Here is a 25,934-nt window from a genome sequence, read left to right on the forward strand (position 1 = left end):
TTATCGACGCACGCAGAGCAGCGCGATCACGCCGAGAACCGAAGCCCCGGTCATGGAGATGGCCACGGCAAGACTGGTGTTGCCGAGAAGGCCGACGATGGGCGCAACCACAGCGGCAGCGCCGAACTGCGCAAATCCGATCAGCGCGGCTGCTGAGCCTGCGGCTTCTCCGTGACGGGACAGTGCAACCGCTGGTGCGTTGGGCATGACAAAACCCGTTGCGCAGAGCATCAGCAGGATGGGGACGGCAAACCCGACGAATCCCCACGAGTCGGTGGCGGCAACAACAACAAATGCAGCGCCGACGGCACTACTGCCCCAGATTGCCCAGATCGTGATGGAATTCGGCGACCACCGGCCGAGAAGCACGACGTTGAGCTGGGACGAACCGATCAGAACGACGGCGCCGCCGGCAAAGGCAAATCCGTATGCGGTGGCGCTCAGTCCGAACTGTTCCTGCATCACGTAGGACGACGCGGCGATGTACGACCACAAAACGCCGCGGCCGAGACCGCACACGAGCACCAACACCATGAAGTGGGCATCCTTGCCGAGCGCAATGTAGTTTCGCGCGATGGCGCCGATGCCCTTGCCCGACCGATTCTCGGGTGGAAGTGTTTCCGGCAGCGATACTGCCGCGAGTGCGATCATCGCGATGCCCAGGATGAAGAGAGCGAGAAAGACTCCGCGCCACTGTGTTACGGACATCAGTGCCCCGCCGATGGAGGGGGCCAGGATGGGCGCTACGCCCATGACCAACATCAGCCGCGAAAGTACAACTGCCGCATCGTGTCCGGTGAATAGATCACGAACGATTGCCATCGCGATCACGCCTGTCGCGGCGGCGCCGAAACCTTGAAGGGTTCGCAGCGCAGTGAGGACTTCGATGGACGGAGCAAAGAAGCAGGCCAACGACGCGCCGACGTGAATTACTGTGCCCACGAGCAGGGGACGTCGACGTCCGTAGATGTCGGACAGTGGGCCGATGAGCAACTGGCCGAAAGCCAGACCCAGCAGTGTGCCCGTCAGGGTCAGCTGAACCATCGTGTCCGACGTGCCGAATTCCTGCGTGATCTGTGGCAGCGCAGGAAGATACATGTCGACGGTGAACGGCCCGAGGGCGGTGAGAATTCCGAGAAGCAGTACCAATCGGATCCGTGCACCGCCCGTCGGGGCGATCACCGTTCGTTCAGTTGTGCTGTTGGTCAAGGAAACCCGAAACTACACTGTAGTAGTCGTATGGTCGTTCTTCCTGAAGATGATGCGACGCCTTGTCCATGATGTAGAGATGGCCATGGGGAATCATCCGCGCAAGCATGAGCGGGTAGTCCGGGGTGAGGAATGCGTCGTGCATGCCCCAGGCGAAGAGCGTCGGCGCCTGGATCTGGCCGAGTTCAGCTGTGAGATCCTGCCAATCGCCACGAGGTGAGTCCGCCGAGGCAGCCAGGGCCATTTCTTCGGGGTCGAGACTTTGCTCGTATCGCATCTGGAGGGTTTCGGCGGGCAACTTCGATCCGTCGAACCATTCGAGACTGGTGATCAAGGTGCGGAGTTTTTCGAGGGTGGGGCCGGTGCCGCCGTAGTAGACGTCGCGGGCGTTGCGGCCACGACGGCCATCCTCGGGGAGCGGCGCGAGTGGACCGTAGAAGACGGGCATGCTGCCCGTGATCACCAGGGAGCGAACGCGTTCCGGGTACTTTGCCGCAAGATTGAGCGCTATGGTGCCGCCCCACGAGTTGCAGACGAAGTCTGCGCGTTCGATTCCGAGTTCGTCGAGCAGGGCAACCACCTTGGCGGCGTGGAAGTCCCACATTGGGCCGGCGATGGTGCACTTGTCGGACCGACCGTATTGCAGCAGATCAACGAGAATCGCTCGTCGATCCGAGGCGAAGAGCGGTGCCACCGGCCCGAAGTCGGACCACGCAGTGCAGCCGGGGCCGCCTCCGTGCAGGAAAATCGTGGGGTCGCCCTCGCCGAGGTCGTAGTAATGGAATGTGACGCCATCTGCTTTGGCGTACAAGCTCTTCGGTTGATCAGCCATGGCTATACCTGACCTCGAGGTGAGCGGTATGGGAAGTATCGCGGTCCGGCAGGCGAACCCGGTTCGTGGCTGTGAGACTTCCGAATGCCTAGCGTGCTGGCATGAGAACAGAACTCGAGCACGCGCTTGATCGCGCGGAGGCGATGATCGGTACGCGGGAAACGCGAGAGTTGGGAACGGTGCGTCCGGCGGAGTCGGTTGCGTTTGCGGTTGCCACCGCCGAGACGGACCCCCGGTTTCTCGACCCGGAGCACCCGGCATTTGCCGTCCATCCGATGTATCTGCCTTCGCTTTTGCGAGGACCGCAAGGTGGCTCCGATCGAGAGTACCGAGCAGACGGCATGTTCCGTGACGAAGTGCCGGGCACAGACGGTATCGACGTGCGCTTGATGGCCGGCGGGCAGAGTGTGACTTTCTTGCGACCGGCCCCGCTGGGTGAGGCTGTCGTCGTAGGGCGAGTACTCGATACCGTGACGACCAAGGGCCGGGCTCCGGACGAGTTTCTGCTGCTCTCGGTCACCAAGACTTACCGGGGTGCGCAGTCCGGCGCATTCGCCGAGGTCGTCGAGAAGTTCATCGTCCGATGACCGAAACAGTAGTCGTGGGCACGCCGATCGAATCGGTGACCTTGGTCTGCGATCCGGTTCGGATCCTTCGATTCGGGGCGTCGACGCACAATTCGCACCGTATTCACTACGACGCCTCCTATGCGCAGACGGAGGGGTTGTCCGCACCGGTGGTCATGGCCCAGTTGCAGGGCACGCTGTTCTTTCGTGCCGCGTCACACTTTGCCGGTGGATACGAAGGAGTTGTGTCCGTCTCCTGGCAGAATCGTGCGCCCGCGCCCGTCGGAACCACACTCGAGGTGTCGGGTGAAGTGTCCCAAATCGACAGTGACCAACTAACTTTGGCATTGCGGGAGCATTCGGACAATGGCGTGCTGTGTGCCGTCGGAACCGCTGTGGTGGTCCGGGTCTGCTGAGCGAACCGAATCCATTGGCGTAGACCGCAATCTCACCCAAGATCTGTTTCATTCAAACGTTCAGTGTCGAGAGGACTTCACATGACTGGTGTCGAGGCGTCGGAAGCCACGTTCGCGCTGCCCGAGCGGCCACGAGCGGCCGGTCGGCAGGATTGGACGGCATGGCCGGGTTACAACGCAGCCGGCAGCGGATACCGCGGTTACTGGTACCCGGTCACGTGGTCGAACCACATCACCAAAGACCCCAAGAGCTTCACCATCTGTGGTGAAAAGCTGGCGATCATCCGCGACGCAGGCAAGGCATATGCCCTGCACGATCGGTGCCCGCACCGCGGCGTTCCGTTGTCCGAGGGCGATCAGCAGTTCCCGGGAACGGTCAGCTGCCCGTACCACGGCTGGACGTACCGGCTCACTGACGGCAAGCTGGCCGCGGTCATCACCGACGGTCCGGATTCCAAGATCTGCGGCAAGCTGAACGTCCAGACCTATGCGATCGAGGAGCGACTCGGTCTGGTGTGGGTGTACATCCCGATCGCCAACGAGCCGGCGCCGTCCATCGACGACCAGTTGCCGCGTGAGCTGGTGGAGAACAAGGGTATCGTCGGTGGTCGGATTCAGCCCCGAGAAGGCAACTGGCGCTTCGCATGTGAGAACGGTTTCGACGAGGGACATGCGAAGTACCTGCACCGCACCGCATTGTGGCGTCTGTTCAAGCCGATGCCGACGTGGAACATCACGAGCATCGTTCCGGAGGGACGCTGGATCTACCGCGTGCAGGAAGAGGTGTACTGGGAGGCGGAATTCCCGGGCGTGGGAACCTGGACGAACAAGCGGTGGTGGAAGAAGAAGCCGGACGAGACCCAGATTTCGCAGATCGGAAACGTCGGCGCCGGTCTGGACGTCAATCCTGTGATCGCAGCTCAGAACTTCCCCGGTTTTGCTTCACTGTCCATGCCGGGTGTCCTGCGCATCGCGTACCCCAAGTTCATTCACTACGAGTTCTACGTCCCGGTGGACGAAGACAACCACAAGTACGTCGGCCTCATGGTCAACTTCGTCTCCGGCGCAGCAAAATTGGGCTTCTACGCCAAGTACCTCGGCGCGATCCGCTGGCTGTTCCACGGTCAGTTCTCGGGTCAGGATGCGTGGATGGTCGAGGTCACCGACGCACCGCCGGAGAAGCTGTACCGACCGGACGTGTCGCTGACGACGTGGCGAAATCTGGCAGAGGAAGAGTACGCCGAGAAGATCGCCGACGCGGCCAAGCACACCCCCAAGGCGCCGGTCAGGCCCACCCGAGAGCGCCGGACGCCAACGCCCCGCTCGGCCCCTGTCGCCGACGCTCAGATTCCCACCGGCACCAGCGAATAGGAGAGATACATGTTCAAGATTCTGACGGCTGTCGCTATCGGTGCCGCTGTTGCAGTGGCAGTTCCCAAGCTGTGGCAGCTGGCCGGCGAGCGCAGCAATACTCAGGTACATCAGGTCAATCCATGACCACTGCGAGGGCCGATGCTCTCGCAGGCCTAGGCGACGAGCGCCGGGAATGGGTCGAGCGAGCCTACGCCCATGTCGATCGTGCGCGATTGCGGGATCTCGCCACTTCGGTGGTCAACATTCCCAGTCCGACGGGTGACGAAGCACCGCTGGCCCGCCACATCACGGCGGTCCTGGCAGCGTCGGGCATCGAGGCCCACACAATGGATCTCGATGATCGGCAAGCGAACTCGTGGGGAAGGCTCCGCGGTGACGGGTCCGGACCGGACCTGTTGCTGTATGCGCCGATCGACACCGTCACGACCGGCGATCCGGCGGAAGACCTGCCGTGGGTGGGAAATGAGCTGCGAGCGGATCTGACGCCGCACGCCCAGTTCGACGAGAACTACGTGATCGGATTGGGTGCGTCGAACCCCAAAGGCCACGCCGTCTGCATTGTCGCGGCGGCCGAAGCAATTGCCGCAGCCGGTATTCCGCTCCGCGGTGACCTGGTGCTCGGATTCGGCGCCGGTGGTATGCCGACCAATGCCCGCCCCGGTGTCGGAAACCCCCGACGCAACACCGGCCAGGGCGTCGGCTGCTCGTTCCTCCTGGAACAGGGAGTGTGGGCGGACTGCGCGTTGATCGCCAAGCCCGGCTGGACGGTTTCCTGGGAAGAAGTGGGACTGGCCTGGTTCGAGATCACGGTGCACGGTCTGCACACCTACGTCGGCTCGCGCCACCGGTTGCCGTACCGCAACGCGATTACCGCAGCCGGCGAGGTGGTCGCCAAGTTGGAGGAATGGTTCCCGAAGTACTCGGCGGCGCATCAGGACGGTTTGGTTGCGCCTCAGGGGATCGTTGCCAACATCCGCGGCGGGTGGGAGCGAACAGCGTCGTTCACCCCCGAGCAGGTGCGCCTTACCGTTGATCTACGGCTCAGCCCGCGGACGACGCCCACCGCGGCCAAGCGCGAACTCAAAGCCGTCGTTGCGGAGATCGCACAATCGCTGGATCTGCAGATCGACGTCGAACAGGTTCTTGCCATCCCCGGTGAGGGTTCCGACCCTCGAATGTGGTTGCGCCGCGCCGCAGTCCACGCGTGGGAAGCTGCCGAAGGAGAGCCGCATCAGGACTTCTTCGACGCGAGTGGAGCCACCGACGCAAACATCCTGCGCAGCCGCGGCATCCCGACGATTCGGGTGGGTATGCCCAAGGTGGTCGACGCACCGTTCGAGGTGGACTTCGCGATGGGGATGAACACTGTGGACCTGGCTGCGGCGGAGAGATTTACGAAGTATCTGATCCGAGTGGCCCTCGACACCGTCACCCGCTCGCTCGAGGAAGTAGGAATCGACTGATGGCGAAGATAGTTCTGGGTATCGGTGCCTCCCACAGCACCTTGATGAACACCCATTGGGAAGAGACGACGCACAAGGCGGAGGCCGAACGCTTCCGGGACGCGCTGTATCTGAGCCGGGAGAAGATCGCGGCGTCGAAACCCGATGTTGTCTTGATTCTCGGCTCCAACCACTTTCGCGGTTTCTGGCTGGATCTGATTCCGGCGTTCACTCTCGGCGTCGGAGAGTGCATTTCCAGTGGCGAGTCAGGAACACCCAAGGGGCCGCAACGGGTCGACGTGGAGTTCGCCAGGCACCTTGCAAACGAGCTGATCGAAGGTGGCCGGTTCGATCTTGCCTACTCGGCGCGATTGCAGATCGATCATGGTCAGTCTCACGCGATTCAGTACCTTCTCGACGGAATCGATGTTCCGATAGTTCCGTTGGTGGTCAACGTATTCGCGCCGCCCCTCCCGACGTTCAAGCGATGTGAGGAAGTGGCGAAGGCCCTGCGGGATGCCGTTGCGTCGTATCCGGCGGATACCCGGGTCGTGGTGATCGCGTCCGGTGGATTGTCTCATCGTCTGCCCTGGCCGGACTGGCGGGATCCGCACGGTGAGGACGAGGATTTCATGGTTCAAGCCTGGCTGGACGGCCGGGAGAACTGGTCCGACTACGACGTCCGGCGACGCCAGATCATCCGCGCAGCCGATGCCGCGATCACTCCGGAGTTCGATGACCGAATTCTTGATCTGTTTGCCAGCGGCAAGGCAAGTGAGCTTGCCGAGTTCACGACGCAGCAGATCGAAGACGAGGCGGGCAACGGTGCGCAGGAGTTGCGGACCTGGCTCATGATGGCCGCGATGCTCGACTACGTTCCGGGTGAACGCCTTGCCTACGAAGCGATTCCCGAGTGGCTCACCGGTATGGGTGTCACGATTCTCGATCCAGCTGGAACAGACAGCGCAACAACATAATCTGCACCTTCAGTAAAGGAAGTTTCTCTGATGACAATCTGGAACGAACTTGCCGGGCTCGATTTCGAGTTGACGACCGTCGACGCCGGCGGTGTGCCCACGCGCTCTCTGCAGGCAGGATCCGGTGACGAGGCCGTGATCTTCCTGCACGGCACCAGCGGACACCTCGAGGCATTTGCACGCAATATTGCACCGCACGCCGAGTCTTACCGGGTTCACGCGATCGACATGCTCGGCCATGGTTACACCGGCAAGCCTGACTACCCGTACGAGATTCCGCGCTACGTCGAGCATTTGGTGAACTACCTCGACGCGGTCGGACTGGACCGTGTGCACTTGGTGGGTGAAAGCCTCGGTGGTTGGGTCGCTGCCTACCTGGCCAGCGAGCAGCCCGAACGTGTTCTGTCGCTGCAGTTGCTGGCAGCAGGCGGAACAGTCGCGAACCCGGTAGTCATGGAGCGCATCAAGACGTCGACCGCGAAGGCCGTCCAGAGTGACGACATCGAATTGACCCGCGCACGTATGCAGTTGCTCATGCATGATCCCGCCGATGCAACCGAGGAATTGGTTCAGGCTCGTCACCGGATCTACCATCAGCCTGACTTTGTCGCCAACATCCACAACCTCCTTTCCTTGCAGGAGATGGAGGTTCGCCAGCGGAACCTGCTGCGCCCGGATCGAATGGCACTCATCAAGGCGCCGACTCTTGTGGTCTGGGGTCAGGAAAATCCGTTCGGTGATGTTCCGGAAGCGAAGAAGATGGCCGAGGATATTCCGGGCGCTCAGCTCGAACTCTACTCGGAGTGCGGTCACTGGCCGCAGCACGAGCAGGCAGCGAAGTACAACCCGCTGAGCCTCGAGTTCTTGGCAAAGGCATCAGCCAGCGCGAAGGCAGCTATCTGAGAAGTTCCTGCCAAATATGCTGCTGCGTAATGGAGCCGGTCTCTCGATTGGGAGGCCGGCTTCCGCGTTTTCGAAGGTACAGTCATCGTCTTACAGCGAAGGAGTTCTCGTGAAGAAAGTACTTCTGCTGACGGCCGACGCCGACAACGGACTCGGTACCGCAATCCGTGATGCCGTCAGGGGTGAGGCGGAGGTAGTTCGATTACCTGAGCGCACCACGGGGGCGCTCCGTGCGGAGTTGCCGACATGCGACGTCGTGGTGGGGGACTGGAGTGGTGATCTGCCACTGGGCAAGGAGGAAGCAGAGCTCGGCCGGAATGTGCTCCTCGTCCAACAGCCTGGTGCCGGAACCAATTTCATCGATGCCGAAGCCTGGCGCGCCGCCGGAGTTCCGGTGGCGAATACTCCCGGTGCAAACGCGAACTCGGTTGCGGAGTGGGCAGTGCTCGCGGCAGGTGTGTTGTGCCGCTCCATGTTCTGGGCGCACAACGAGGTTACCGATGGTCGATGGCCACAGGAATCCATCCTGACGCGCGATTGCCGCGATCTGGCGCAGCGCCGGGTCGGCGTCGTAGGTGTTGGTTCGATCGGCCGCCGGTGTGCAGAATTGTTTGCCGCCTTCGGTTGCGACGTCTACGTCACCGCGCGTTCGAGACCGCGTGACACTGTGGCTGCGACGTTTGTGTCACTCGACGAGTTACTGCCTCTCGCGGATGTCCTGGTGCTGGCCGTCCCGCTTACGGAATCAACTCGGGGACTGATCAATTCCCATCGAGTTGCGCAGTTGCCCACCGGAGCGATCGTGGTCAATGTGGCGCGCGGCGCTGTCGTCGACGACGCGGCATTGGCGCGTGCCTTGCGTTCCAGGCATGTCGGCGGCGCTGCCCTCGATGTGTTCGACGTTGAACCACTACCGATTTCGAGCCCGCTCCGTGGATTCGATTCGACCCTCCTGAGCCCGCACGTCGCCGGCGGCAGCGCCGGAGCGCGTGCGTCGATCTATTCGATGACGGCGCAGAATGTCGCCAGTGCGCTGCGCTCGCAGACAATTCGGTGGACATTGTGATTCGGTGGACATTGTGATCGAGGGCCGTGTTACCGAAGTATTTCGGTCCGCACGTTCCTCCAGGTGCAGTGTTTCGCCGAGGTAAGTTCCTGTCCCTGGTCCGCACGGTGGACCCGGTTGGTTCTCGGGTGTAGGTACACACAGCTAGGTTTGCTCTCCACGACCCGCAACTGCGGCACAGATCACAAACAAAGGTGTGAGTAGATGGCCTCGCTGTCAAAGTTTGGAAGGACTGCTCTTGTTTCGGCTGCGCTGCTGCTGACCGTTGCAACCGGCGCATGCAGCCGCCCGGCGACGCAAAGCACAGCTGATTCTGCCGGAAGTGGACCACTGCGTATCGCAGTCGGAATCGATGCTTCCTACGCTCCGTTCTTCGTAGCGGATCAGGAAGGCATGTTCGACGCTGCCGGTTTGGACGTCGAACTCGTCCAGTTCGGTCGTGGTGGCGAGGCCGTCGACGCACTCTCGACCGGGCAGGTCCAGATCGCCGGTAGCTCCGATACGACAACGATCGCCCAGTTGCGTCAGAATCCGTCGTTGCGCGCGATGTACTCGTACGAGGCGTCGGGTGACTACATCAAGGTCGTGCTGCGTAACGGTGTCGACTCACCGGCTGCGATCAAGAAGATGGGCATCGTCCCGGGTCTCAGCCAGATTTCGACGGACAAGTACCTCGCTGCCAACTCCATTGCCCCCGGTTCGGTCGAGATGATCTCGGCGACCCCGACGGACATGCCCGCACTGCTCAGTCGCGGCGACATCGACGGGTTTGTCCTGTGGGAGCCGTGGCCGGCCACCGCCCTGGATCAGGGAACCGGCCACGTGGTGGCAGTAACCGGAGACTACGGCTGGTTCTATCATCATTGGGCGATCACGACGGCTCCGTGGTTGTCGGCCAACGAAGAGACAGCGCGAACCGTCGCGAAGGTGCTCGACGAGGCAACGCGCAAGGTCGAGTCGGATCCGGGCGTGGCAGCGTCCGCGACCAAGGCGGCTGTGAACGTCAGCGAGGATCAGACTATTGCCGCGGTGGACGAGATCGACTTCGCCGTGGTGAATCTCGAAGCTGCGGATGTCGAGTCGGCTCAGTCGATCGTAGATTTCTACAAGTCGATCGGTGTTCTCAGCGACCAGCCGGATCTCGAATCGGCAATGCTTCTGGATTGGTACAAGGATGGTGCACAGTGAGTATCGCAACAAGTGGTTCAACGACCAGCTCGACGAATAGCGCGGGGACAGCCGGCCCCGGCAAGAAGAACACCGGTGTTGCCATCGACGTGGTCGACCTCGGAATCAGCTTCGGCGCGGCGGAGATCGTCGCCGGAATCGACATGCACGTGCAGCCAGGTGAATTCGTCTGTCTGCTCGGTCCGAGTGGCTGCGGCAAGTCGACGCTGCTGTCGTCCATGGCCGGCTTCGTGGAACCCAGCGCCGGCGAGATCGTGTGCGACGGAGATGTCGTCGCCGGCAGTAACCGCCACGCCGGCATGGTGTTTCAGAGCTCCGAAGCGTTGTTCGAATGGATGACCGTGAGCCAGAACGTGGCCTACGGCCCCAGGATGCGTGGAGCGAACCGCAGCGAGCAGGCGAGTATCGCGGCCGAGTACCTCGCGATGGTCGGCTTGCCCCACGCGGGTGCGAAGTTCCCCTCGCAGCTGTCCGGCGGTATGCGGCAACGTGTTCAGATCGCACGAGTTCTTGCCAACCAGCCGTCGTTGGTTCTCATGGACGAGCCGTTCGGTGCGTTGGACGCTCAGACTCGTCAGGTTCTGCAGACCGAACTCGACCGTATCTGGCGGCACACCCGCTGCACCGTGGTATTCGTGACTCACGATATCGACGAGGCACTGACGTTGGCTGACCGTGTGATCGTGATGTCGGCCGGCCCGCGGGCCCGGATCAAGAGCGTCTACGAGGTCAATGCGGCTCGTCCGCGAGACCGCAACGATCCCGAGGTGATCGAGCTCTACGAGAAGCTGCGGGACGACATTCGGGCAGAAGTGGTTGCGTCGCTGCGGAACCAAGGCATTGAGGAGGACGAGCTGTGACGGCTGTAGTGACCGGTGGTTCAGCCGGTGTGAGAACAGCGAAGGTGGCGGAGACAAAAAAGCGTTCGTCGGCGCGGCGATCCAAGATTGTCAAAGCGACGCTGATGTATGCAGCCTCAGCGGCAATCGGTTTGGGCATCTGGTCGTTCCTGGCGTGGTGGTACGGGCCGACCACCATTGCATCACCGGCCGAAGTATGGTCGGCGGCACAGGAACTGTGGGAGAGCGGCGTTCTGTGGTCGTCGATCACCGCATCGGGTCAGCGAATTCTCATCGGCTGGTTCCTGGGTGTCGTGATCGGTGCTCCCGTCGGAATTCTGATGGGCCGCATTTCCATCGTGCGACAGCTCCTCGATCCGTACATCGAGTTCTTCCGGTTCATTCCGCCTATTGCGTTTGTCACTCTCGCCGTCGTCTGGTTCGGCATCGGTGAGACGTCGAAGGTTGTTCTGATCTTCTACACCTCGGTATTCATCGTCACGGTCAGCACGATTGCCGCGACTGTAGCGATCAGCGAGAACAAACTGCAGGCAGCGGCAAATCTTGGTGCCAACAAACTTCAGATCATGAAGACGGTGGTCTTGCCGTCGTCGATCCCCGGCATCGTCACGGGCGCTCGCCTGGCGATGGGCAACAGCTTCCTCACCATCGTGTCGGCGGAGATCGTCGCCGCCGACCAGGGTATCGGTTCGATGATCTGGCAGGCTCGAAACTACGGCCGGATCGACTGGACGTTCGTCGGCATCATCGTCCTGGGCATCATGGGCTTCATCTTCGACCGGATTCTCCGCATTCTGTCCTCGCGGTACCTCGCCCGTTACGGCGTCAAATAGTCAGGAGCGCAGCATGAATCACCCGCTGAGCATTGCCGAGCAGGCCGGAATTCCGGGACCGCCCGAGTTCACCGATATCGAGAGTGAGCGGCGTCGTCGCAAGACCGCTGTCATCGGCGGGTATCGGATTTTGTCGAAATTCGGTTTGGACGAGGGAATCTCGGGACATATCACCGCCCGAGACCCAGAAGATCCGGAGACTTTCTGGACTGCGCCGTTCGGGCGGCACTTCTCCCAAGTTCAGCCGGAGGAATTGCTGCATGTGGCGTCGGACGGCGCGGTCATTTCCGGAGACGGACCGCTCAACCGAGCAGCGTTTGTCATCCACAGCAAGGTTCACGAGGCTCGTCCCGACGTCATCGGAGCTGTTCACGCTCACGGTTTGAACGGTAAGGCGTTCTCCTCGCTGCACACCCGCCTAACGCCGATCACTCAGGACGCGTGCGCCTTTCACGAGGATCACTCGATCTACGAGGAGTATCACGGGGTGGCGCTGGACGAAGAGGAGGGGATTCGCATCGCGGATGCCCTCGGATCGAACAAGGCCGTGATCCTCACCAACCACGGTCATCTGACCGTCGGAACTTCCGTGGAGAGCGCAGTGTGGTGGTATGTGTCGATGGAGCGGTCGATGCAGGCGGAGTTGACGGCGCGAGCCGCCGGTGATCCGGTTGTCCTGCACGAGAAGATCGCGGCGCAGACCTACGAAGCAGTCGGCACCGAGAAGGTGGGGTGGTTTGCGTACTCGACCATCATCCAGAAGATCGCAGCAGACGAACCCGAGGTATTCGCGCACTGAATTCTTCGCGCACTGAATTCCTGCGAGCATTGGGCCCGTCGACCGAGAGGTCGGCGGGCCCTTTTCGTGCTGTCCCGCAACTGTTACCGAGGTCTGTTGAGCGGACCGGTTTCATTTGCGTGAGTCCGTCGGCGCAATACCGTATCGAGTGTGAACAAAACGTCTTCCACGGCGACCGACAACGAGATCGGCGTCGATATTCTGATCATTGGTGCCGGCCCCGCCGGGCTGTACGGCGCGTACTACGCAGGCTTCCGCGGCCTCTCGGTTGCCGTGATCGATGCCCTTGCGGAACCGGGGGGACAGGTCAGTGCGATGTACCCGGAGAAGGCGATCCTCGACATCGCGGGATTCCCTTCGGTCAAGGGACGCAACCTCATCGAGGGTTTGATGGCGCAGGCTGCCCCGTTCGATCCGGTGTACCTTCTGGGCATGCAGGCTCGTGAGCTGTCGCATGACGACGACGGCCGGGTGCGGATCACCACCAGCACGGGCCAGGTCGTGGTGGCCGGCGCGGTTGTCATCACCGGCGGCATCGGAACCTTCACCCCGCGTCCGTTGGCGAAGGGTTCGGAGTTCATGGATCGGGGGCTGAGTTACTTCGTCCCGGATTTGTCGGCGCACACCGGGAAAGACGTTGTCATCGTCGGTGGCGGCGACAGCGCGTTCGACTGGGCCGTTCACCTGGAACCGATTGCCAAGTCCGTCACCCTGGTTCACCGGCGAGATCGTTTCCGCGCGCACAAATCCACAGTCGCCAAGGTGCAGGAAAGCAGTGTCCAGGTTCTCGTCAACGCCGATGTCTCGGCGGTACGTGGAAACGGGTGGATCGGCGAGGTCGACATCACCCACAAACAAGACAAGAGCACGTCCACGCTGCCCGCTCAATCCGTCATCGCTGCATTGGGATTCACGGCCGACCTCGGTCCGATGATGGAGTGGGGAATCGAGATCGACAATCGCCACATCGCGGTGAACACACGGATGGAGACGAATGTTCCGCGTGTGTATGCCGCCGGGGACATCACGGACTATCCCGGCAAGGTCCGCTTGATCGCCGTCGGTTTCGGCGAGGCCGCGACTGCGGTGAACAACGCTGCGGCAGTGCTGGATCCGGAAGCAGAAATCTTCCCTGGACACTCCACCGAACAGGAGAGCTAGGCAATGGCATTTGTCATCGGTGAAGCATGCATCGACTACACGGACCGATCGTGCATGGAAGAATGCCCCGTGGATTGCATCTACGAGGGTGATCGCAAGCTCTACATCAACCCGAACGAATGCATCGATTGCGGCGCTTGCGAATTGGCCTGCCCGGTGGAGGCGATCACCGTCGACCGGAAAGCAGACCCGGATTTCAAGGAAGACAACAAGCGCTTCTTCCTCGAGGTCTTGCCTACCCGTAGCGAGCCCGTCGGAAATCCGGGTGGTTCGGCAAAGATCGACATCGTCGGCGTCGATACCCCGATGGTTGCGGCGTTCTGATGGTTGGCGGCCTGCAACTCGGATACGTTGATTCGTCTTTCGGGCAATTGCATTACGCGCAGCAAGGTTCGGGTGAGGCGATTCTCCTGCTTCATCAGGCGCCCCGGTCGTGGGACGAATTCCGCGAGTTCATTCCACTCCTTGCCGACGACTTCCGCGTTGTCGCGATGGACATGCCGGGGTACGGCAACAGTGCTCCGGTACCCGGCCCGCAGACCATCGAGACCTATGCGCGAGGCGCGTGGGAATTGCTCGACACCCTGGGCGTCGATCGAGTCACGGTCATCGGTCACCACACCGGTGCGGCAGTGGCGCTCGAGATGGCGGCATCACGCCCCGAGAGGGTGCACGCTGCCGTGCTCTCGTCGTGCCCGTGGACCGACCGCAACTACCGCGAGGGGCACTCGGGACCCGGTGGGATCGACTGCGTCGACCGGGCCGCAGACGGTAGCCATCTCACCAGGCTGTGGGAGATGCGTCGCCCCTACTACCCCGAACCAGGCACCGCACTGCTCGACAGGTTCATCCGAGACGCGCTTGCCTACCGGGTAGATCCGGCGGAGGGGCACAAAGCCTGCGCCCGCTACGTCATGGAGGCGAGAGTCGGTTCGGTGACTGCGCCGGTTTTGCTGATCGGCGCGCAGAAGGATCCCTTCTCGATGCCTAACATTGCGCCGTTGCGTGCACACCTGACGGGTGCGGCAGTGGTGGAAACGGAGATCGTCGAATCGGGGACCGTCGCACTCGTCGAGGAGCACGCTCCGCAGATTGCATCCGCCGTCCGCATGTTTCTGGAGAATTACGCAGGTAGGCGCCCCGTGTAAACTCTGCGGGACGGGTTCACTGAGCGGACCGTGTGGCGTGCGTCTCATCGTGTCGTCACCATAGTGTCAGTCTCGAAGCACCTGCACCTAACGAGGACCCCGACCGATCTCGGTCGTTGTGGCACTCGGTCTCGGCAGGCTGTCACAGATCGTTCAGGAGGACACTCATGGCCGCTCCACAACAATCCGTCGGGTTCGGATCCGTACTACCCATCGCGTCGGAAACGACCGCTGCATCGCAGCCTGCAGGTGAACTGTCCTCGGTCCTGGGCAAGGCTCGAATGATCTTGGACGCTTTCGACACCGACCACAGTGACCTGTCTCTGACGGAGCTCACCCGGCGCAGTGGGGTCGCGAAAGCGACGGTTCACCGGTTGGCCGGCGAGCTGGTCGAGTGGGGATTGCTCGAGCGCGCGGGTACCAAGTACCGGCTCGGCCTGCGATTGTTCGAGCTGGGCCAATTGGTGCCGCGTCAGCGGATTCTGCGCGACGCGGCGCTGCCGTACATGGAGGACCTACTGCTGGCGACGCAGGAGACGGTTCACTTTGCGGTTCGTGACGGCATCGACGTCCTCTACATCGAGAAGATCATCGGACACCGCGGGCTCAATCAGCAGTCGCGGGTGGCCGGTCGGCTCCCGCTGTACTGCACCGCCACCGGCAAGATCATCCTTGCCTTCTCCCCGCAATCGGTCTTCGACGAGGTAGTCGAGCAGGGTTTCACCGCCTTGACCAGTCGAACGACGATGTCCGTCAGCGTGCTGCGCCAGCAAACCGAGCGGATGCGTAAGGAACAACTCGCGGTGGAGGTCGAGGAGACACGGCTCGGGTACATGAGCGTCGCAGTGCCGGTGTTCAGCGGCCCGCGCACTCTGGCCGGCGCGTTGTCTGTGACAGCGCCGACGGCTCGCCTCAACGTCAGCCGCATCACCGGGGCCCTGCGCACTGCCGGCGCCGGAATCACCCGAAAACTTCATGCCATGAAGTGCACACATTCGCCGAGCGACCCGCTGGCTCTGCGCACGATCTGCAGTCCGGTGATGTGTTCGTTCAACGGTTGCGGCAAGTAGCGAGGCGCGGTCTATCGCCGGGCGCGGAACACGCTCTTCTCGCAGTCCCAGGTGTGTGGGCCGACGCCCCTCTCACGTAGCACTGCTTTCTGTACCTTGCCGGTTTCGGTGAGTGGCAACGTGTCCACGACGTCGATGTACCGGGGAAGTGCAAAGTACGGCAGCTGTTGCTGGGAGAACTCCAGAATCGAAATGGGGTCGAAAGATACTCCGGGGCGCAGTATTACAGTTGCCATGACGTCGTCCTCGGCCAGATCCGACGGTACCGGGAAGACGGCAACCTGACCGACCGACGGATGCAACGCCAGAACGGTTTCCACTTCGGCCCCGGAAATATTTTCACCGCGGCGCCGAATCACGTCTTTGATGCGATCGACAAATCGGAACCAGCCGTCTGCTTCCCGAATCACCCTGTCACCGGTCTGTATCCAACTCTCCGTCGCCGGAATCTCCTCGCCCAGATAGCCCAGTGAACAGGCGCCGGGGATCGTGCTGCGGACCACCAGTTCGCCGGGCTCCCCGTCTGCGGCAGCAGTACCGTCGTTGACGACTGCGGCGTCGTAGCCACTCATCACCCGCCCCATGTACCCGGCCCGCCGATCTCCCGGAAGTGTGCCGATCACGAGATTGGTTTCGGTACTTCCGAATCCGTCCACGAGTTCTACACCGAATCTCTGGGCAAACGGTTCGATCAGATGAGCCGGCGTTGCGGGGGCAAGTGCCACGTGGACGCTGTGCTGTCGGTCTTGCGGCGATGGGTCCGCGTTCATCAACATGGCCACCATCGCACCCAGCAGGTAGTCGACAGTTGCGCCGATCTCGCGAACTTCGCGCCAATGATTGCGGACCGAAAAGCGTTGTCCCAGGAAAAAAGTAGACCCGGCCCAAAGGGACTGAACAAAGGCATTGAGAGCATTGGTGTGAAACAGCGGCAGGCAGTTGTACAGCACATCGTCCCCGGTGAGCCCGAGTGAGGCGCCGACGCCTTTGCCCCACTGCAGGAACTGCGCGTGCGGGCATCGGACGCCTCGGGGCAGACCGGTGGTGCCGGAGGTGAAGAGTATCGCGGCCAGGTCGAGCGGATCGAGGGTCTCGGGCTCACAGCCCGGATGCGAACCGGCAGTGGGGACGCACTGTTCACCCATGACCCACACGGTGCCGTCGAATCCGGCTACAGCGCCTGAGTATTCGGGTGAAACCAGGATCCGTTGTACACCAGCCTGTTCGAGTGCGCTGGCAACACTGTCGGCTCGGAGGGCCGTATTGAGTGGGACGACAACCGCACCGATCCACGCGCATCCGAGAACAAGGTCTGCCAGTTCGATCCTGTTGCCGGACAGTGCCGCCACGCGCTCCCCACGGCCGACACCGTGATTACGGAGATCCGCCCCCATCGACGCTGCACGATCCCGCAATTCGCGGTAGGTGACCGTGATCCCGTCGACGACGAGCGCCGGGTGCTCCGGACGCTCCAAAGCTCGCCTCCGGATCAAATCCGGAAGCGAGCGCGGAATGGCATGTGCGTCGTGGTGCATGGGTAACTGTATCCCTCAGGGTACGACGACGGCCCGGCCGGCAACCTTGCCCTCACCCATCAACTGCAGTGCCGTTGCGATGTCATCCAGCGGAAACTCCTGCACTGCAACGGAAATCTTGCCTTCGATGAGCAGCCGGATCATTTCAGGTGCCAGTTCGGCTTGCCGGGCAGTCTTGCGAATCATGTTGACGGGCAGGATCCGGACATCGCTGAGCAACCAGTTCGGCAAGTCCAGGGTGAGGCTCTTACCCAAGGTATATCCGATCAGGGCAGCCCGGCCACCGGGGACAACACTCGCCAGAAGGTGCGGCAAGCCGTCGCCGCCAAGCGTGTCGATCACGGCGTCGACGGAAGGCTCGGATCCCACCACTCCGGCAAGTTCGTCGCCTTGCCCGACGACGGGACGCACACCCTCCGGAAGCAAGGCAGCCTGATCTTCGCGCGGTACAACACCGATTACCTCGGACGCTCCGGCAAGCAGAGCGAACTGTGCTGCCATCGATCCGACAGCGCCGGATGCTCCGGCGACAACAACTCGTTCGCCGGGAGCGACGGCTGCAATGTCGTTGACGGCAACATAGCCGGTTGTGCTGGGCAGGAAGAAGGTTGCGGCGACGGCCGGCGACAGTGCGGGATCAAAGGGTGTGAACGCCTTGTCTGCCGCTACCAGATACTCAGCCCAGCAACCGTTCTTGAACAGGCCGACTCCGCCGCCTCGGACCAGAAGGCGGGTGCCAGGCTCATAGGTGTCGGATTCGATTACCGTCGCCGCTCCGTCTGTTCCACCGATATGTGGCAGGTTCGGCTTGACTCCGAAGTTTCCGCTCGCGACGGTGATGTCGAGATGGCCGAGCGCGGCAGCGTCGATGCGCACGAGCGTCTGACCGGATTCACGTGTGGGAATGTCGATGTCGTCGATGACCGGTGAAGTGCCGAACTGATGGAGTCGGGCCGCGCGCATTGTGTCTCCTAGTAGCGATCTGTGAATGGATGTACTGAATATGAGTGCGGTCAGGACAGGATCGACTGGTCGCGAAGTCCGGCGATCAGTTCGTCGCTGTATCCGAGCACCGACTCGAGGACGTCGTCGGTGTCCGCGCCCAGCACCGGCGCAGCGCGTCGGATCGAGCCGGGTTCGGAGTTCCGGCGAACGGGGATGCCTTCGTGGAGGAATGTTCCGGCGAGGGGATGTTCCTGTGCCGAATAGAAACTGCGTGCCCGAAGATGTGGATCGCTCTCGACCAGGTCGCGTCCGTCCTGGACGGTGCCGGCCGCGATACCCGCTGATTGCAAGCGTTCCATGACGGTTTCGGGTGACAGAGTCCTGGTCCAGTCGGCGATGGCGTCGTCGATACGTTCGTGATCGGCTTGGCGGCTTTCTGCACTCGCGAAGTCAGGATTGCCGATCCATTTCTCTGCTTCGATGATGCGGCACAATGCATTCCATTCCGTGGTATCGCGAACGGCAATCGAGCACCACCGGTCGCTGCCGAGGCACGGGTACACGCCGTGTGGTGCCAGTTCGTGATGGCTGTTGCCGATCGGATCGGGGGACTGTGACCGGGCGGCTCGGAGAACGCTGGTACCCATGTGCGCTGCCATGGCTTCGAGTTGTGACAGGTCTACGTGCTGTCCCCGGCCGGTCCGGTCGCGGTAGTCGAGGGCTGCCAGCATCGCGACGCCGGCTTGCAGTCCGGCGACGATGTCGCCATGGCCGTAGATGACTCCGACAACGTCATCGGCGTTCCAGCCGGTCAGTGCGGTCAAACCGGTACTTGCCGAAACGATGTCGGCATACGACACCCAGTCCTTGCGAGGACCGGTGTGACCCATCCCGGACATCGACACGTAGATGATGTCCGGTTTGAGCTCCCGGAGTTGTTCGTAGCCGAGCCCCATCTTGTCCATGACCGACGAGCTGAAATTCTCGACCACGACGTCGGAGTTCCTGATCAGGTCGCGCAGTACCGAAAGGCCCTCTGCGGATCGGGTATCGAGTGTGATGCTGCGCTTGTTGCGGTTGACGTCGTTGAAGTACCCGCTGGTGTTCGGATTGTCGTGCGGTCCTCGCGAGAGATGCATGAACGGTGCAAAGCGAGTCGGGTCCGGGCGTCCGATCGATTCGACCTTGATGACATCGGCACCGTGGTCGGCAAGGATTCTGGTGCCGTACGGGCCCGCCAACACCCACGTGAGATCCAGGACGCGGACACCTTCGAGGCTGGGCGTGCTGCCACCGCTGAACTCGTGGGTTTCGTTCACTGCCACAGGCGAGGTGGCCTTCAAGAGTTCCTGATGCTGGCCCAACCGGGCAGCCTCGAGCGTTCCGATGCGCCGGCCTTCGGGGAAAGCGAAGCCGAACCCGAGATCGCGGTAGGTACCGTGATCTCCGGTCACGTCGGTGAAGAAGTCCCGGTCGTTGAGTTGCGGGTTACGCAGCAGTTCTTCGGGCCGGTCGACCGCTGCCCACGGCAACTTGCGTGACTGCGCGCTGACCGCGAATTCTTCCTTCGGCCACTTCGCGATGAAGGCGGACAGAACGTCGAAAATGTGTTCCTGATGCGTCTTTCGGTAGACCGCGTCGGACCACTCCGGTTGATCGAGATCGTCCTGAGCATCGTTGTCGATCAGCCAGGCCAGCATGCCGTCCCACATGCGGGGGCTACCGCCGAGGCCGCCACCGACATAACCGTCGGCGGCCTGGAACAGTCCGTGCGGAACGAGCGGATGTACCCGGCCCGGACGCGGTGGTACGCGGTCCTCGTGAATGTAGGCAAGAGTGCCCGCTTCCAGCGCGGCGGCAACACATTCCTGAGCGCTGATCTCCAGCAACGGGTTGTGGCCCTTGGATCGCGAACGCAGTCCGAGAAGCACGCCGATTGCGGCATTGATTCCGGCGAGCTGCTCAGCCTGGAGTTCGGGGAGCAGCAGTGGAGGGTGCTCGGGATCGCCGACCTGGGCCATCATCCCGCCGAGTGCCGCGACGGTCAGATTTGTTGCCTTCCAGTCACTTCGCGGTCCGGTTGTGCCGAAGGGTGTCACTCGTACGTGAACGAGAGATCCTCGGTTGTCGCGTAGAGCGCCGGTCGCGCTGCCGTCGAGCAGGACGTCGGCACTGCGCAGCAGTGCTTCGAAAGCGAGGCGATCGTTGCTGTCGTCGATATCGAGGACAACGGACTTCTTGCCCGCATGCCAATGCAAGTACGAATCACCCTGGGACTCGGTGCGACTGGGGTCACCGGTGGGTGGTTCTACCAGAATGACCTCGAAACCCAGCCCGACCAGGATGCGCCCGGCGAATCGCGCAAACGGACTGGAAATCTCTACGACCCGTACCGGGGGATGCACCACAACTACTCCGTTTCAATCGAAAGATATCGCCGAACCGACTGGAGTCGAACGTAGTTCTGCGGGCCGGTGGGCGACATGATTTCGGTCTGCCCACCGGACCCGTTCTCACTCTCCGCTCAGGCGGCGTTCTGCTCGAACCATCCCGAGAGGAGGACAGCGGACGGATCGATGTCCGCGGAGATCTTGCCCTGCTCGCGGAAGAATGCAACAAGTTCGTTTGCGCGCTCCACGTCGTCCTCGGTGAATCCGCGTCCACCGAAATCGATTTGGGTCACCCGGTCTGCGGCCTCGGCCGGGTCCATCTGGATAGACGCGGCAATTGCGGTTGCAGCCCGATCCGGATCCGAGTTCACGATTGCCGACGCTTCCGAGATCACCTTGAACACCTTGCCTGCGGTTTCTTCGTTCGCGGACAACCAGTTGTCCGAAGCGATGATCCATTGGGCGTACTTGGCGCCGAAGTCGCCGGTCGTGGCAACAACGCGCCCGCCGGTATTGACACTCTGCGTCACCCAGGGGTCGAAGGACAGGAAGCCGTCGATGTCACCGCGCGCCAGCAAAGCAGGCTGTTCGGGCGGGCTTGTGCTCACGAGTGTGACCGTCGTGGGGTCGATGCCGAGACTGGCCAGGTACTGGTTCGTGAAGTAGAGGCCGATGCCGGGGAAGACGCCCATGGTCTTGATCGACTTCGGCTCGACGCCATTCCTCAGTACAACCTGGAAGTATCGGTCGGATTCCTGAAATACGCCCAGCGCCCGCAGGCTCGGATTGGCGGCCATGACGGACAGTGCCGTCGAGTCGGCATTGCCGGAGAGTTCCGAAGTTCCGGCTACGACGTTCTGGGCGCCCGCCGCCCCGCCTTCCGTCTGGATGACCTGGACGTCGAGGCCGGCGGCCTCGAACATGCCCTCGTGGTCGGCCAGGAAAATCGGGGCGTACGACGGGTCTACACCCACCGCGATCCGTACCAGGCCACCACTTTCGGCGGAGTTGTCGGTAGCGGGGCGGGTGCATCCGCTGACGGCGATCGTCAGGGCGGCGAGAGAAGCGACTGCGCCCACCCATTTTTTCTGAAATTTGTTGAGCATGATGGCCTCTCGGTAAATGGGAGCTGTCAGCGTCCCGTGAAGGTGGGGGACCGCTTGTCGAGGAATGACTGAAGTCCCTCAGCAGCGTCGTCCGTCTTGATCAGGTCGAGCACTGCCTCGAATTCGAGATCCAGCGCTTGATCGAGCGGCAACGACATGCCCTCGTCGACAATGCGTTTGATCATTCCGATGGTGGCAGTGGGTTTCGTCGCGAGTTCGCGTGCGAGGTCAGCGCAATGCGCATCGAGGTCGGCGTCCGCAACGACGGTGTCGACCAGGCCGATATCGAGTGCATGCTCGGCGCTGAGGCGCTTGCCTTCGATCATGAGCACTTTGGCTCGGTGAGCCCCGATGAGGCGTGGAAGTCGCTGGCTGCCACCGGCACCCGGAAAAAGCCCAAGTCCGATCTCGGGGAAGCCGATGGTCGCCGACTGCGCCATGATGCGGAAGTCGCAGGCCAACGTCAGTTCTGCTCCGCCGCCGAGTGCGTGCCCGTTGATCTTCGCGACGACAGGTTTGGGAGCCGACTCGAGGATCCACTGTACGTCGACCCACGGGCGCATCGCGCGCTGAGTTTCTTCCGTCAGCTCGCGCATCACGGTGATGTCCGCACCGGCGACGAAGAACCGTCCAGTGCCCGTCACGACAATGACGCGGACGGTCTGGTCCGACGCGAGTACCGGCAGTATCTCCAGAAGCTCGGCGATCATGCTGGGGTTGAATGCGTTGGCTGGAGGTTTGTCGATAGTCACGGTGGCAATCGAGTCTGTGACGTCGACGGTGACGAAGTTGTAGGTCTGGCCGGTCTGTCTCGTCAAGTGAGCTCCTGTCAGCGGGTTGGCGGGGTAAACCGGTCGAGCCGGGGGATGCGTAGTGGGAAGTATGGTGGGGACCCTCACGCGGCGGTACCGCTCGGGTTCGGTCAGTAGACCAATGTCGGATGCTGATCGCGTAGGAACTTTCTTCGCTGTGATCACGGCGATATTTGCTCCTGTGACAGGATTGAGCCCGTGACTTCTGCAGTACCGACACCGCCCGCGCCCTCCGTCGACAAGCGTCCCGAGTCGATTTTCACCATTGGGACCAGGCTCGAGGACCGGCTCGGACGAACCGGAACCATCCACACACCGCACGGCGATATCGCGACGCCGTCGTTCGTGGCTGTCGGAACCAAGGCCACGGTCAAGGCCGTGCTGCCCGAGTCCATGAAGGAACTCGGTGCGCAGTCGTTGCTCGCCAATGCGTACCACCTGTACTTGCAGCCGGGACCCGACATCGTCGACGAGGCCGGCGGGCTGGGCAAGTTCATGAACTGGGACGGGCCCACCTTCACCGACAGCGGTGGCTTCCAAGTCATGTCGCTTGGTGTCGGGTTCAAGAAGGTGCTCGCGATGGAGGCCGTCGGTGTGCAGTCCGACGACGTCATCGCGAAGGGCAAGGAGCGTCTCGCGACAGTCGACGACGAGGGCGTGACGTTCAAATCGCACCTCGACGGCAGTAAGCATCGCTTCACCCCCGAGGTGTCGATGCAGATCCAGCATCAGCTCGGCGCCGACATCATGTTCGCGTTCGACGAGCTCACAACGCTGCTCAACACCCGCGGCTACCAGGAGCGATCGGTCGAGCGCACGCAGGCGTGGGCGATCCGCTGTATCAATGAACATGAGAAGCTCACCGCCGAACGCGTTGACAAGCCCTATCAGGCTCTCTTCGGCGTGATCCAAGGCGCGCAGTACGAAGATCTGCGACGTCAAGCCTGCCGCGGACTCGAGTCGATCGAAGGCGAGAACGGATACGGCTTCGACGGCTACGGCATCGGCGGCGCCCTCGAGAAGCAGAACCTCGGAACGATCGTGCGTTGGTGTAACGAGGAACTACCCGAGAACAAGCCGCGTCATATGCTCGGCATCAGTGAACCGGACGACTTCTTCGTCGCAATCGAGAACGGCGCGGACACTTTCGACTGCGTCAACCCGTCGCGTGTTGCTCGCAATGCTGCGATTTACGTCCGCTCCGGCAGGTTCAACATCAACACCAGCCGATTCCGTCGTGACTTCACGCCTATCGACGACGAGTGCGACTGCTACACGTGCGCCAATTACACCCGCGCGTACATCCATCACCTCTTCAAGGCGAAGGAAATGCTCGCGTCGACGCTTTGCACCATCCACAACGAGCGATTCACCGTGAAGTTGGTCGACGATATCCGAGCCAGCATCGAAGGTGGGTATTTCCACGACTTCAAGGCGGACATGCTCGGAAAGTTCTACGCGGCGAAGACGCCTGCACCTCAGGCGTAGGTCGGTTCGCGCTTCTTCACGTATGCGATGACGCGGTAGGTGATCGGCATGACCAGAACCTCGACAAGCGTCTTCCACAGGAAGCCGACCAGCACGTAGTTGATGAAGTCTTCCCATGTGCTGATGCCGATGACACCGGCCGCGATGGAACAGAAGATGAGGGTATCGGCGAATTCGCCGACGACGGTCGAGCCGATCAGCCGCGCCCACAGATGCTTCTCCTGCATGCGCTTTTTCATCATGACCAGAACCAGTGAGTTCAGTAGCTGTCCGACGAGGTAGGCGGCCAAGCCCGCGACCAGTAGCCGGGGAATGACACCGACCACGGTTTCGAGGGCGGCCTGGTTCTCGTAGAACTCTGCCGACGGGAGTTGCACTGCAATCCAGAAGCACGCAGCGGCAAGAATCAGTGCGCCGAAGCCCAGGTAGATCGCGCGTCGGGTCGCTTTGAAGCCGTAGACCTCGCTGAGCACGTCACCGAGGACGTAGGCGAGCGGGAACAAGAAGAATCCACCATCGGTGATGATGGGCAGAATCTGCAAGGGACCGAGCGAGAAGTCGGAATCCGCAAAGAAGGCGACCCCCTTGGTCGCCGCCACGTTCGAGATCAGCAGCGTTGCGGTGAAGAGCGCGACGATCGTCGGGTAATAACCCCGGCTGACGTGCGCAAATTTGGTTTCGTGGGTCGATTCGTCTTGCTGATCCTGAGCTGTCACGTCCGTCATCCAAGCACCACAAGGCGCTCGGATGCGAGTTGGCGACCGTCCAGTTGCGCAGAACACACCGAAGGCCCTGCGGTTTCACGTGGAACCGCAGGGCCTTCGGTGATGCAAACGAACTGATCAGGCAGCTACATGACCGCCGGTCAGCACGCGGTATGCGTAGGTGCTGGCGATCAGTGCGACGGGCGCCGTCACCAGAAGACCGATTCCACACAGCAGCGCGCCGATGATGTTGATACCGATCAGAGCGAGCGCCAGCAGGACCAATGTCCCGACGTTCGACGAGGTCAACGCGTAACTCGATTTGATGCCCGAAATCGCATCCTGATTCTTGTCCACGATGAAGGTCAGCGTGTAGTAGAGCAGGAACGCCGCGATGATGCCGGGAATGATGCAGAGAGCCAAACCGACGTAAGTTGCCACTGCTACCAGGAAACCGCCGAGAACAACTGCGCCGATGTTGGTGAATTGGAAGAAGGTGCCGAAAGCCGGCTTGATTCCATCCAATTCGCTCAACGCTCCACGAAGGAATGCGGCTTGGATGATGTAGCCGACGATAGCGGTGACCAATCCACCCACAATGGACAGCGCGCTGAACTCTGTGTTGGTGTAGTCGAAGCCGTTGAAAGCGCCCTGGATCAGTCCGGCGATCAAGAACGCGATGATCGAGATTCCGATCCAAACCAATGCGTTGTCTTTGAACTTGTTCCAGCCGTAGGTAATTGCCGCACCCACAGAAAGCTGCGGTCCACCGAATCCTGCGCCGTAGTCGTTGGCGGGCGGCGGTGGGAAGTTACCGCCTCCGGGAGGTGGCGGGTATCCACCGGGCGGTGGGTAGTTGCCTCCGGGAGGGGGATAGCTTCCACCCTGCGGAGGCGGCGGATATCCACCTGGCGGCGGGTAATTGCCACCTTGAGGAGGTGGGGGGTATCCACCGGGCGGCGGGTAGCTTCCGCCCTGCGGAGGCCCCGCCGGCGGGGGATAGCTCCCAGGAGGAGGCGTTCCCTGCTGGCCGTAGGGATCCTGGGGCGGGAATTGCTTTCCGTCCTCGGGATTCTGGTTGGGGTCGTGCCCACCGGTTGTCATATGCGC

Annotated in this window: 25 protein-coding genes; 16 read left to right on the forward strand and 9 right to left on the reverse strand. The window is 61.9% G+C overall.

Annotated features, from left to right (window positions below):
• Both G9U53_RS12370 and G9U53_RS12375 read right to left on the reverse strand, forming a co-directional pair.
• The gene (locus G9U53_RS12370) at window positions 1-1,182 is read right to left on the reverse strand and encodes a multidrug effflux MFS transporter (protein ID WP_165638771.1); all 1,182 of its coding nucleotides are present in this window, start codon (window positions 1,180-1,182) and stop codon (window positions 1-3) included.
• Window positions 1,183-1,189: 7 nt separating this feature from the next.
• Window positions 1,190-2,041 carry an alpha/beta hydrolase gene (locus tag G9U53_RS12375; RefSeq protein WP_007731641.1) on the reverse strand — a complete coding sequence of 284 codons (852 nt, stop codon included), beginning with the start codon at window positions 2,039-2,041 and terminating at the stop codon, window positions 1,190-1,192.
• Between the two features lie 101 nt (window positions 2,042-2,142).
• On the opposite strand from G9U53_RS12375, the gene G9U53_RS12380 reads away from it, so the two are divergent.
• The 15 genes from G9U53_RS12380 to G9U53_RS12450 all read left to right on the forward strand — a co-directional run bounded on the left by G9U53_RS12380 (window position 2,143) and on the right by G9U53_RS12450 (window position 15,844).
• Complete coding sequence (locus tag G9U53_RS12380; RefSeq protein ID WP_165638735.1) at window positions 2,143-2,628, forward strand: MaoC family dehydratase N-terminal domain-containing protein; 486 nt, start codon at window positions 2,143-2,145, stop codon at window positions 2,626-2,628.
• Window positions 2,625-3,023 carry a hypothetical protein gene (locus G9U53_RS12385; RefSeq protein ID WP_021332874.1) on the forward strand — a complete coding sequence of 133 codons (399 nt, stop codon included), beginning with the start codon at window positions 2,625-2,627 and terminating at the stop codon, window positions 3,021-3,023. Before G9U53_RS12380 ends, G9U53_RS12385 begins: the two co-directional genes overlap by 4 nt.
• Before the next feature lie 81 nt (window positions 3,024-3,104).
• Window positions 3,105-4,394, forward strand: a complete 1,290-nt coding sequence (locus G9U53_RS12390; RefSeq protein WP_007731634.1) for an aromatic ring-hydroxylating dioxygenase subunit alpha — start codon at window positions 3,105-3,107, stop codon at window positions 4,392-4,394.
• A gap of 122 nt (window positions 4,395-4,516) precedes the next feature.
• Window positions 4,517-5,860: a peptidase dimerization domain-containing protein gene (locus tag G9U53_RS12395; RefSeq protein WP_007731632.1), complete on the forward strand. Its 1,344-nt coding sequence runs from the start codon at window positions 4,517-4,519 to the stop codon at window positions 5,858-5,860.
• Window positions 5,860-6,816, forward strand: coding sequence for a 3-(2,3-dihydroxyphenyl)propionate dioxygenase (locus G9U53_RS12400; protein ID WP_007731630.1), 957 nt, complete (start codon window positions 5,860-5,862; stop codon window positions 6,814-6,816). Before G9U53_RS12395 ends, G9U53_RS12400 begins: the two co-directional genes overlap by 1 nt.
• Window positions 6,817-6,846: 30 nt before the next feature.
• Window positions 6,847-7,719: an alpha/beta hydrolase gene (locus tag G9U53_RS12405; protein WP_019746500.1), complete on the forward strand. Its 873-nt coding sequence runs from the start codon at window positions 6,847-6,849 to the stop codon at window positions 7,717-7,719.
• A 109-nt stretch (window positions 7,720-7,828) separates the two neighbouring features.
• The gene (locus G9U53_RS12410) at window positions 7,829-8,785 is read left to right on the forward strand and encodes an NAD(P)-dependent oxidoreductase (RefSeq protein ID WP_019746501.1); all 957 of its coding nucleotides are present in this window, start codon (window positions 7,829-7,831) and stop codon (window positions 8,783-8,785) included.
• 204 nt (window positions 8,786-8,989) lie between these two features.
• Window positions 8,990-9,973 (forward strand): ABC transporter substrate-binding protein, encoded by a 984-nt coding sequence (locus G9U53_RS12415; protein WP_007731624.1) that lies wholly within the window; start codon window positions 8,990-8,992, stop codon window positions 9,971-9,973.
• Window positions 9,970-10,833: an ABC transporter ATP-binding protein gene (locus tag G9U53_RS12420; RefSeq protein ID WP_007731623.1), complete on the forward strand. Its 864-nt coding sequence runs from the start codon at window positions 9,970-9,972 to the stop codon at window positions 10,831-10,833. Before G9U53_RS12415 ends, G9U53_RS12420 begins: the two co-directional genes overlap by 4 nt.
• Entirely contained in the window at window positions 10,830-11,666 is an 837-nt protein-coding gene (locus G9U53_RS33515) for an ABC transporter permease (RefSeq protein ID WP_019746502.1), read from the forward strand. The genes G9U53_RS12420 and G9U53_RS33515 overlap by 4 nt, the downstream gene beginning before the upstream one ends.
• Before the next feature lie 13 nt (window positions 11,667-11,679).
• Entirely contained in the window at window positions 11,680-12,465 is a 786-nt protein-coding gene (locus tag G9U53_RS12430) for a class II aldolase/adducin family protein (protein ID WP_054188628.1), read from the forward strand.
• A 150-nt stretch (window positions 12,466-12,615) separates the two neighbouring features.
• Window positions 12,616-13,626, forward strand: a complete 1,011-nt coding sequence (locus G9U53_RS12435) for an NAD(P)/FAD-dependent oxidoreductase (protein ID WP_050655582.1) — start codon at window positions 12,616-12,618, stop codon at window positions 13,624-13,626.
• Window positions 13,627-13,629: 3 nt separating this feature from the next.
• On the forward strand, window positions 13,630-13,950 hold the full coding sequence (locus G9U53_RS12440; protein ID WP_007731605.1) for a ferredoxin family protein: 321 nt from the start codon (window positions 13,630-13,632) through the stop codon (window positions 13,948-13,950).
• Entirely contained in the window at window positions 13,950-14,774 is an 825-nt protein-coding gene (locus G9U53_RS12445) for an alpha/beta hydrolase (RefSeq protein ID WP_058038207.1), read from the forward strand. The genes G9U53_RS12440 and G9U53_RS12445 overlap by 1 nt, the downstream gene beginning before the upstream one ends.
• Before the next feature lie 167 nt (window positions 14,775-14,941).
• Window positions 14,942-15,844, forward strand: a complete 903-nt coding sequence (locus G9U53_RS12450) for an IclR family transcriptional regulator (RefSeq protein WP_007731601.1) — start codon at window positions 14,942-14,944, stop codon at window positions 15,842-15,844.
• An 11-nt stretch (window positions 15,845-15,855) separates the two neighbouring features.
• Here G9U53_RS12450 and G9U53_RS12455 read toward each other — a convergent pair whose 3' ends face one another.
• The 5 genes from G9U53_RS12455 to G9U53_RS12475 form a co-directional block, all read right to left on the reverse strand.
• Window positions 15,856-17,379, reverse strand: coding sequence for an AMP-binding protein (locus tag G9U53_RS12455; RefSeq protein ID WP_007731600.1), 1,524 nt, complete (start codon window positions 17,377-17,379; stop codon window positions 15,856-15,858).
• A gap of 15 nt (window positions 17,380-17,394) precedes the next feature.
• Entirely contained in the window at window positions 17,395-18,342 is a 948-nt protein-coding gene (locus tag G9U53_RS12460; RefSeq protein ID WP_007731598.1) for a zinc-binding alcohol dehydrogenase family protein, read from the reverse strand.
• A gap of 50 nt (window positions 18,343-18,392) precedes the next feature.
• Window positions 18,393-20,729 (reverse strand): CoA transferase, encoded by a 2,337-nt coding sequence (locus G9U53_RS34165; protein ID WP_228232382.1) that lies wholly within the window; start codon window positions 20,727-20,729, stop codon window positions 18,393-18,395.
• Window positions 20,730-20,848: 119 nt separating this feature from the next.
• Complete coding sequence (locus G9U53_RS12470; protein ID WP_007731596.1) at window positions 20,849-21,820, reverse strand: ABC transporter substrate-binding protein; 972 nt, start codon at window positions 21,818-21,820, stop codon at window positions 20,849-20,851.
• 26 nt (window positions 21,821-21,846) lie between these two features.
• Window positions 21,847-22,638, reverse strand: a complete 792-nt coding sequence (locus tag G9U53_RS12475; RefSeq protein ID WP_058038209.1) for an enoyl-CoA hydratase-related protein — start codon at window positions 22,636-22,638, stop codon at window positions 21,847-21,849.
• A gap of 192 nt (window positions 22,639-22,830) precedes the next feature.
• Between G9U53_RS12475 and tgt the strand changes: the two genes are divergently transcribed.
• Window positions 22,831-24,120, forward strand: coding sequence for a tRNA guanosine(34) transglycosylase Tgt (gene tgt / locus G9U53_RS12480; RefSeq protein ID WP_054188626.1), 1,290 nt, complete (start codon window positions 22,831-22,833; stop codon window positions 24,118-24,120).
• On the opposite strand, the gene G9U53_RS12485 is transcribed toward tgt, so the two are convergent.
• Both G9U53_RS12485 and G9U53_RS33310 read right to left on the reverse strand, forming a co-directional pair.
• On the reverse strand, window positions 24,111-24,845 hold the full coding sequence (locus G9U53_RS12485) for a queuosine precursor transporter (RefSeq protein ID WP_030535741.1): 735 nt from the start codon (window positions 24,843-24,845) through the stop codon (window positions 24,111-24,113). The genes tgt and G9U53_RS12485 overlap by 10 nt on opposite strands.
• 117 nt (window positions 24,846-24,962) lie before the next feature.
• Entirely contained in the window at window positions 24,963-25,928 is a 966-nt protein-coding gene (locus G9U53_RS33310; protein WP_207624207.1) for a hypothetical protein, read from the reverse strand.
• Window positions 25,929-25,934 lie beyond the last annotated feature (6 nt).

Origin of the sequence: Rhodococcus sp. D-46 (assembly GCF_011290655.1) — a bacterium.
Lineage (GTDB): Bacteria > Actinomycetota > Actinomycetes > Mycobacteriales > Mycobacteriaceae > Rhodococcus_F > Rhodococcus_F qingshengii.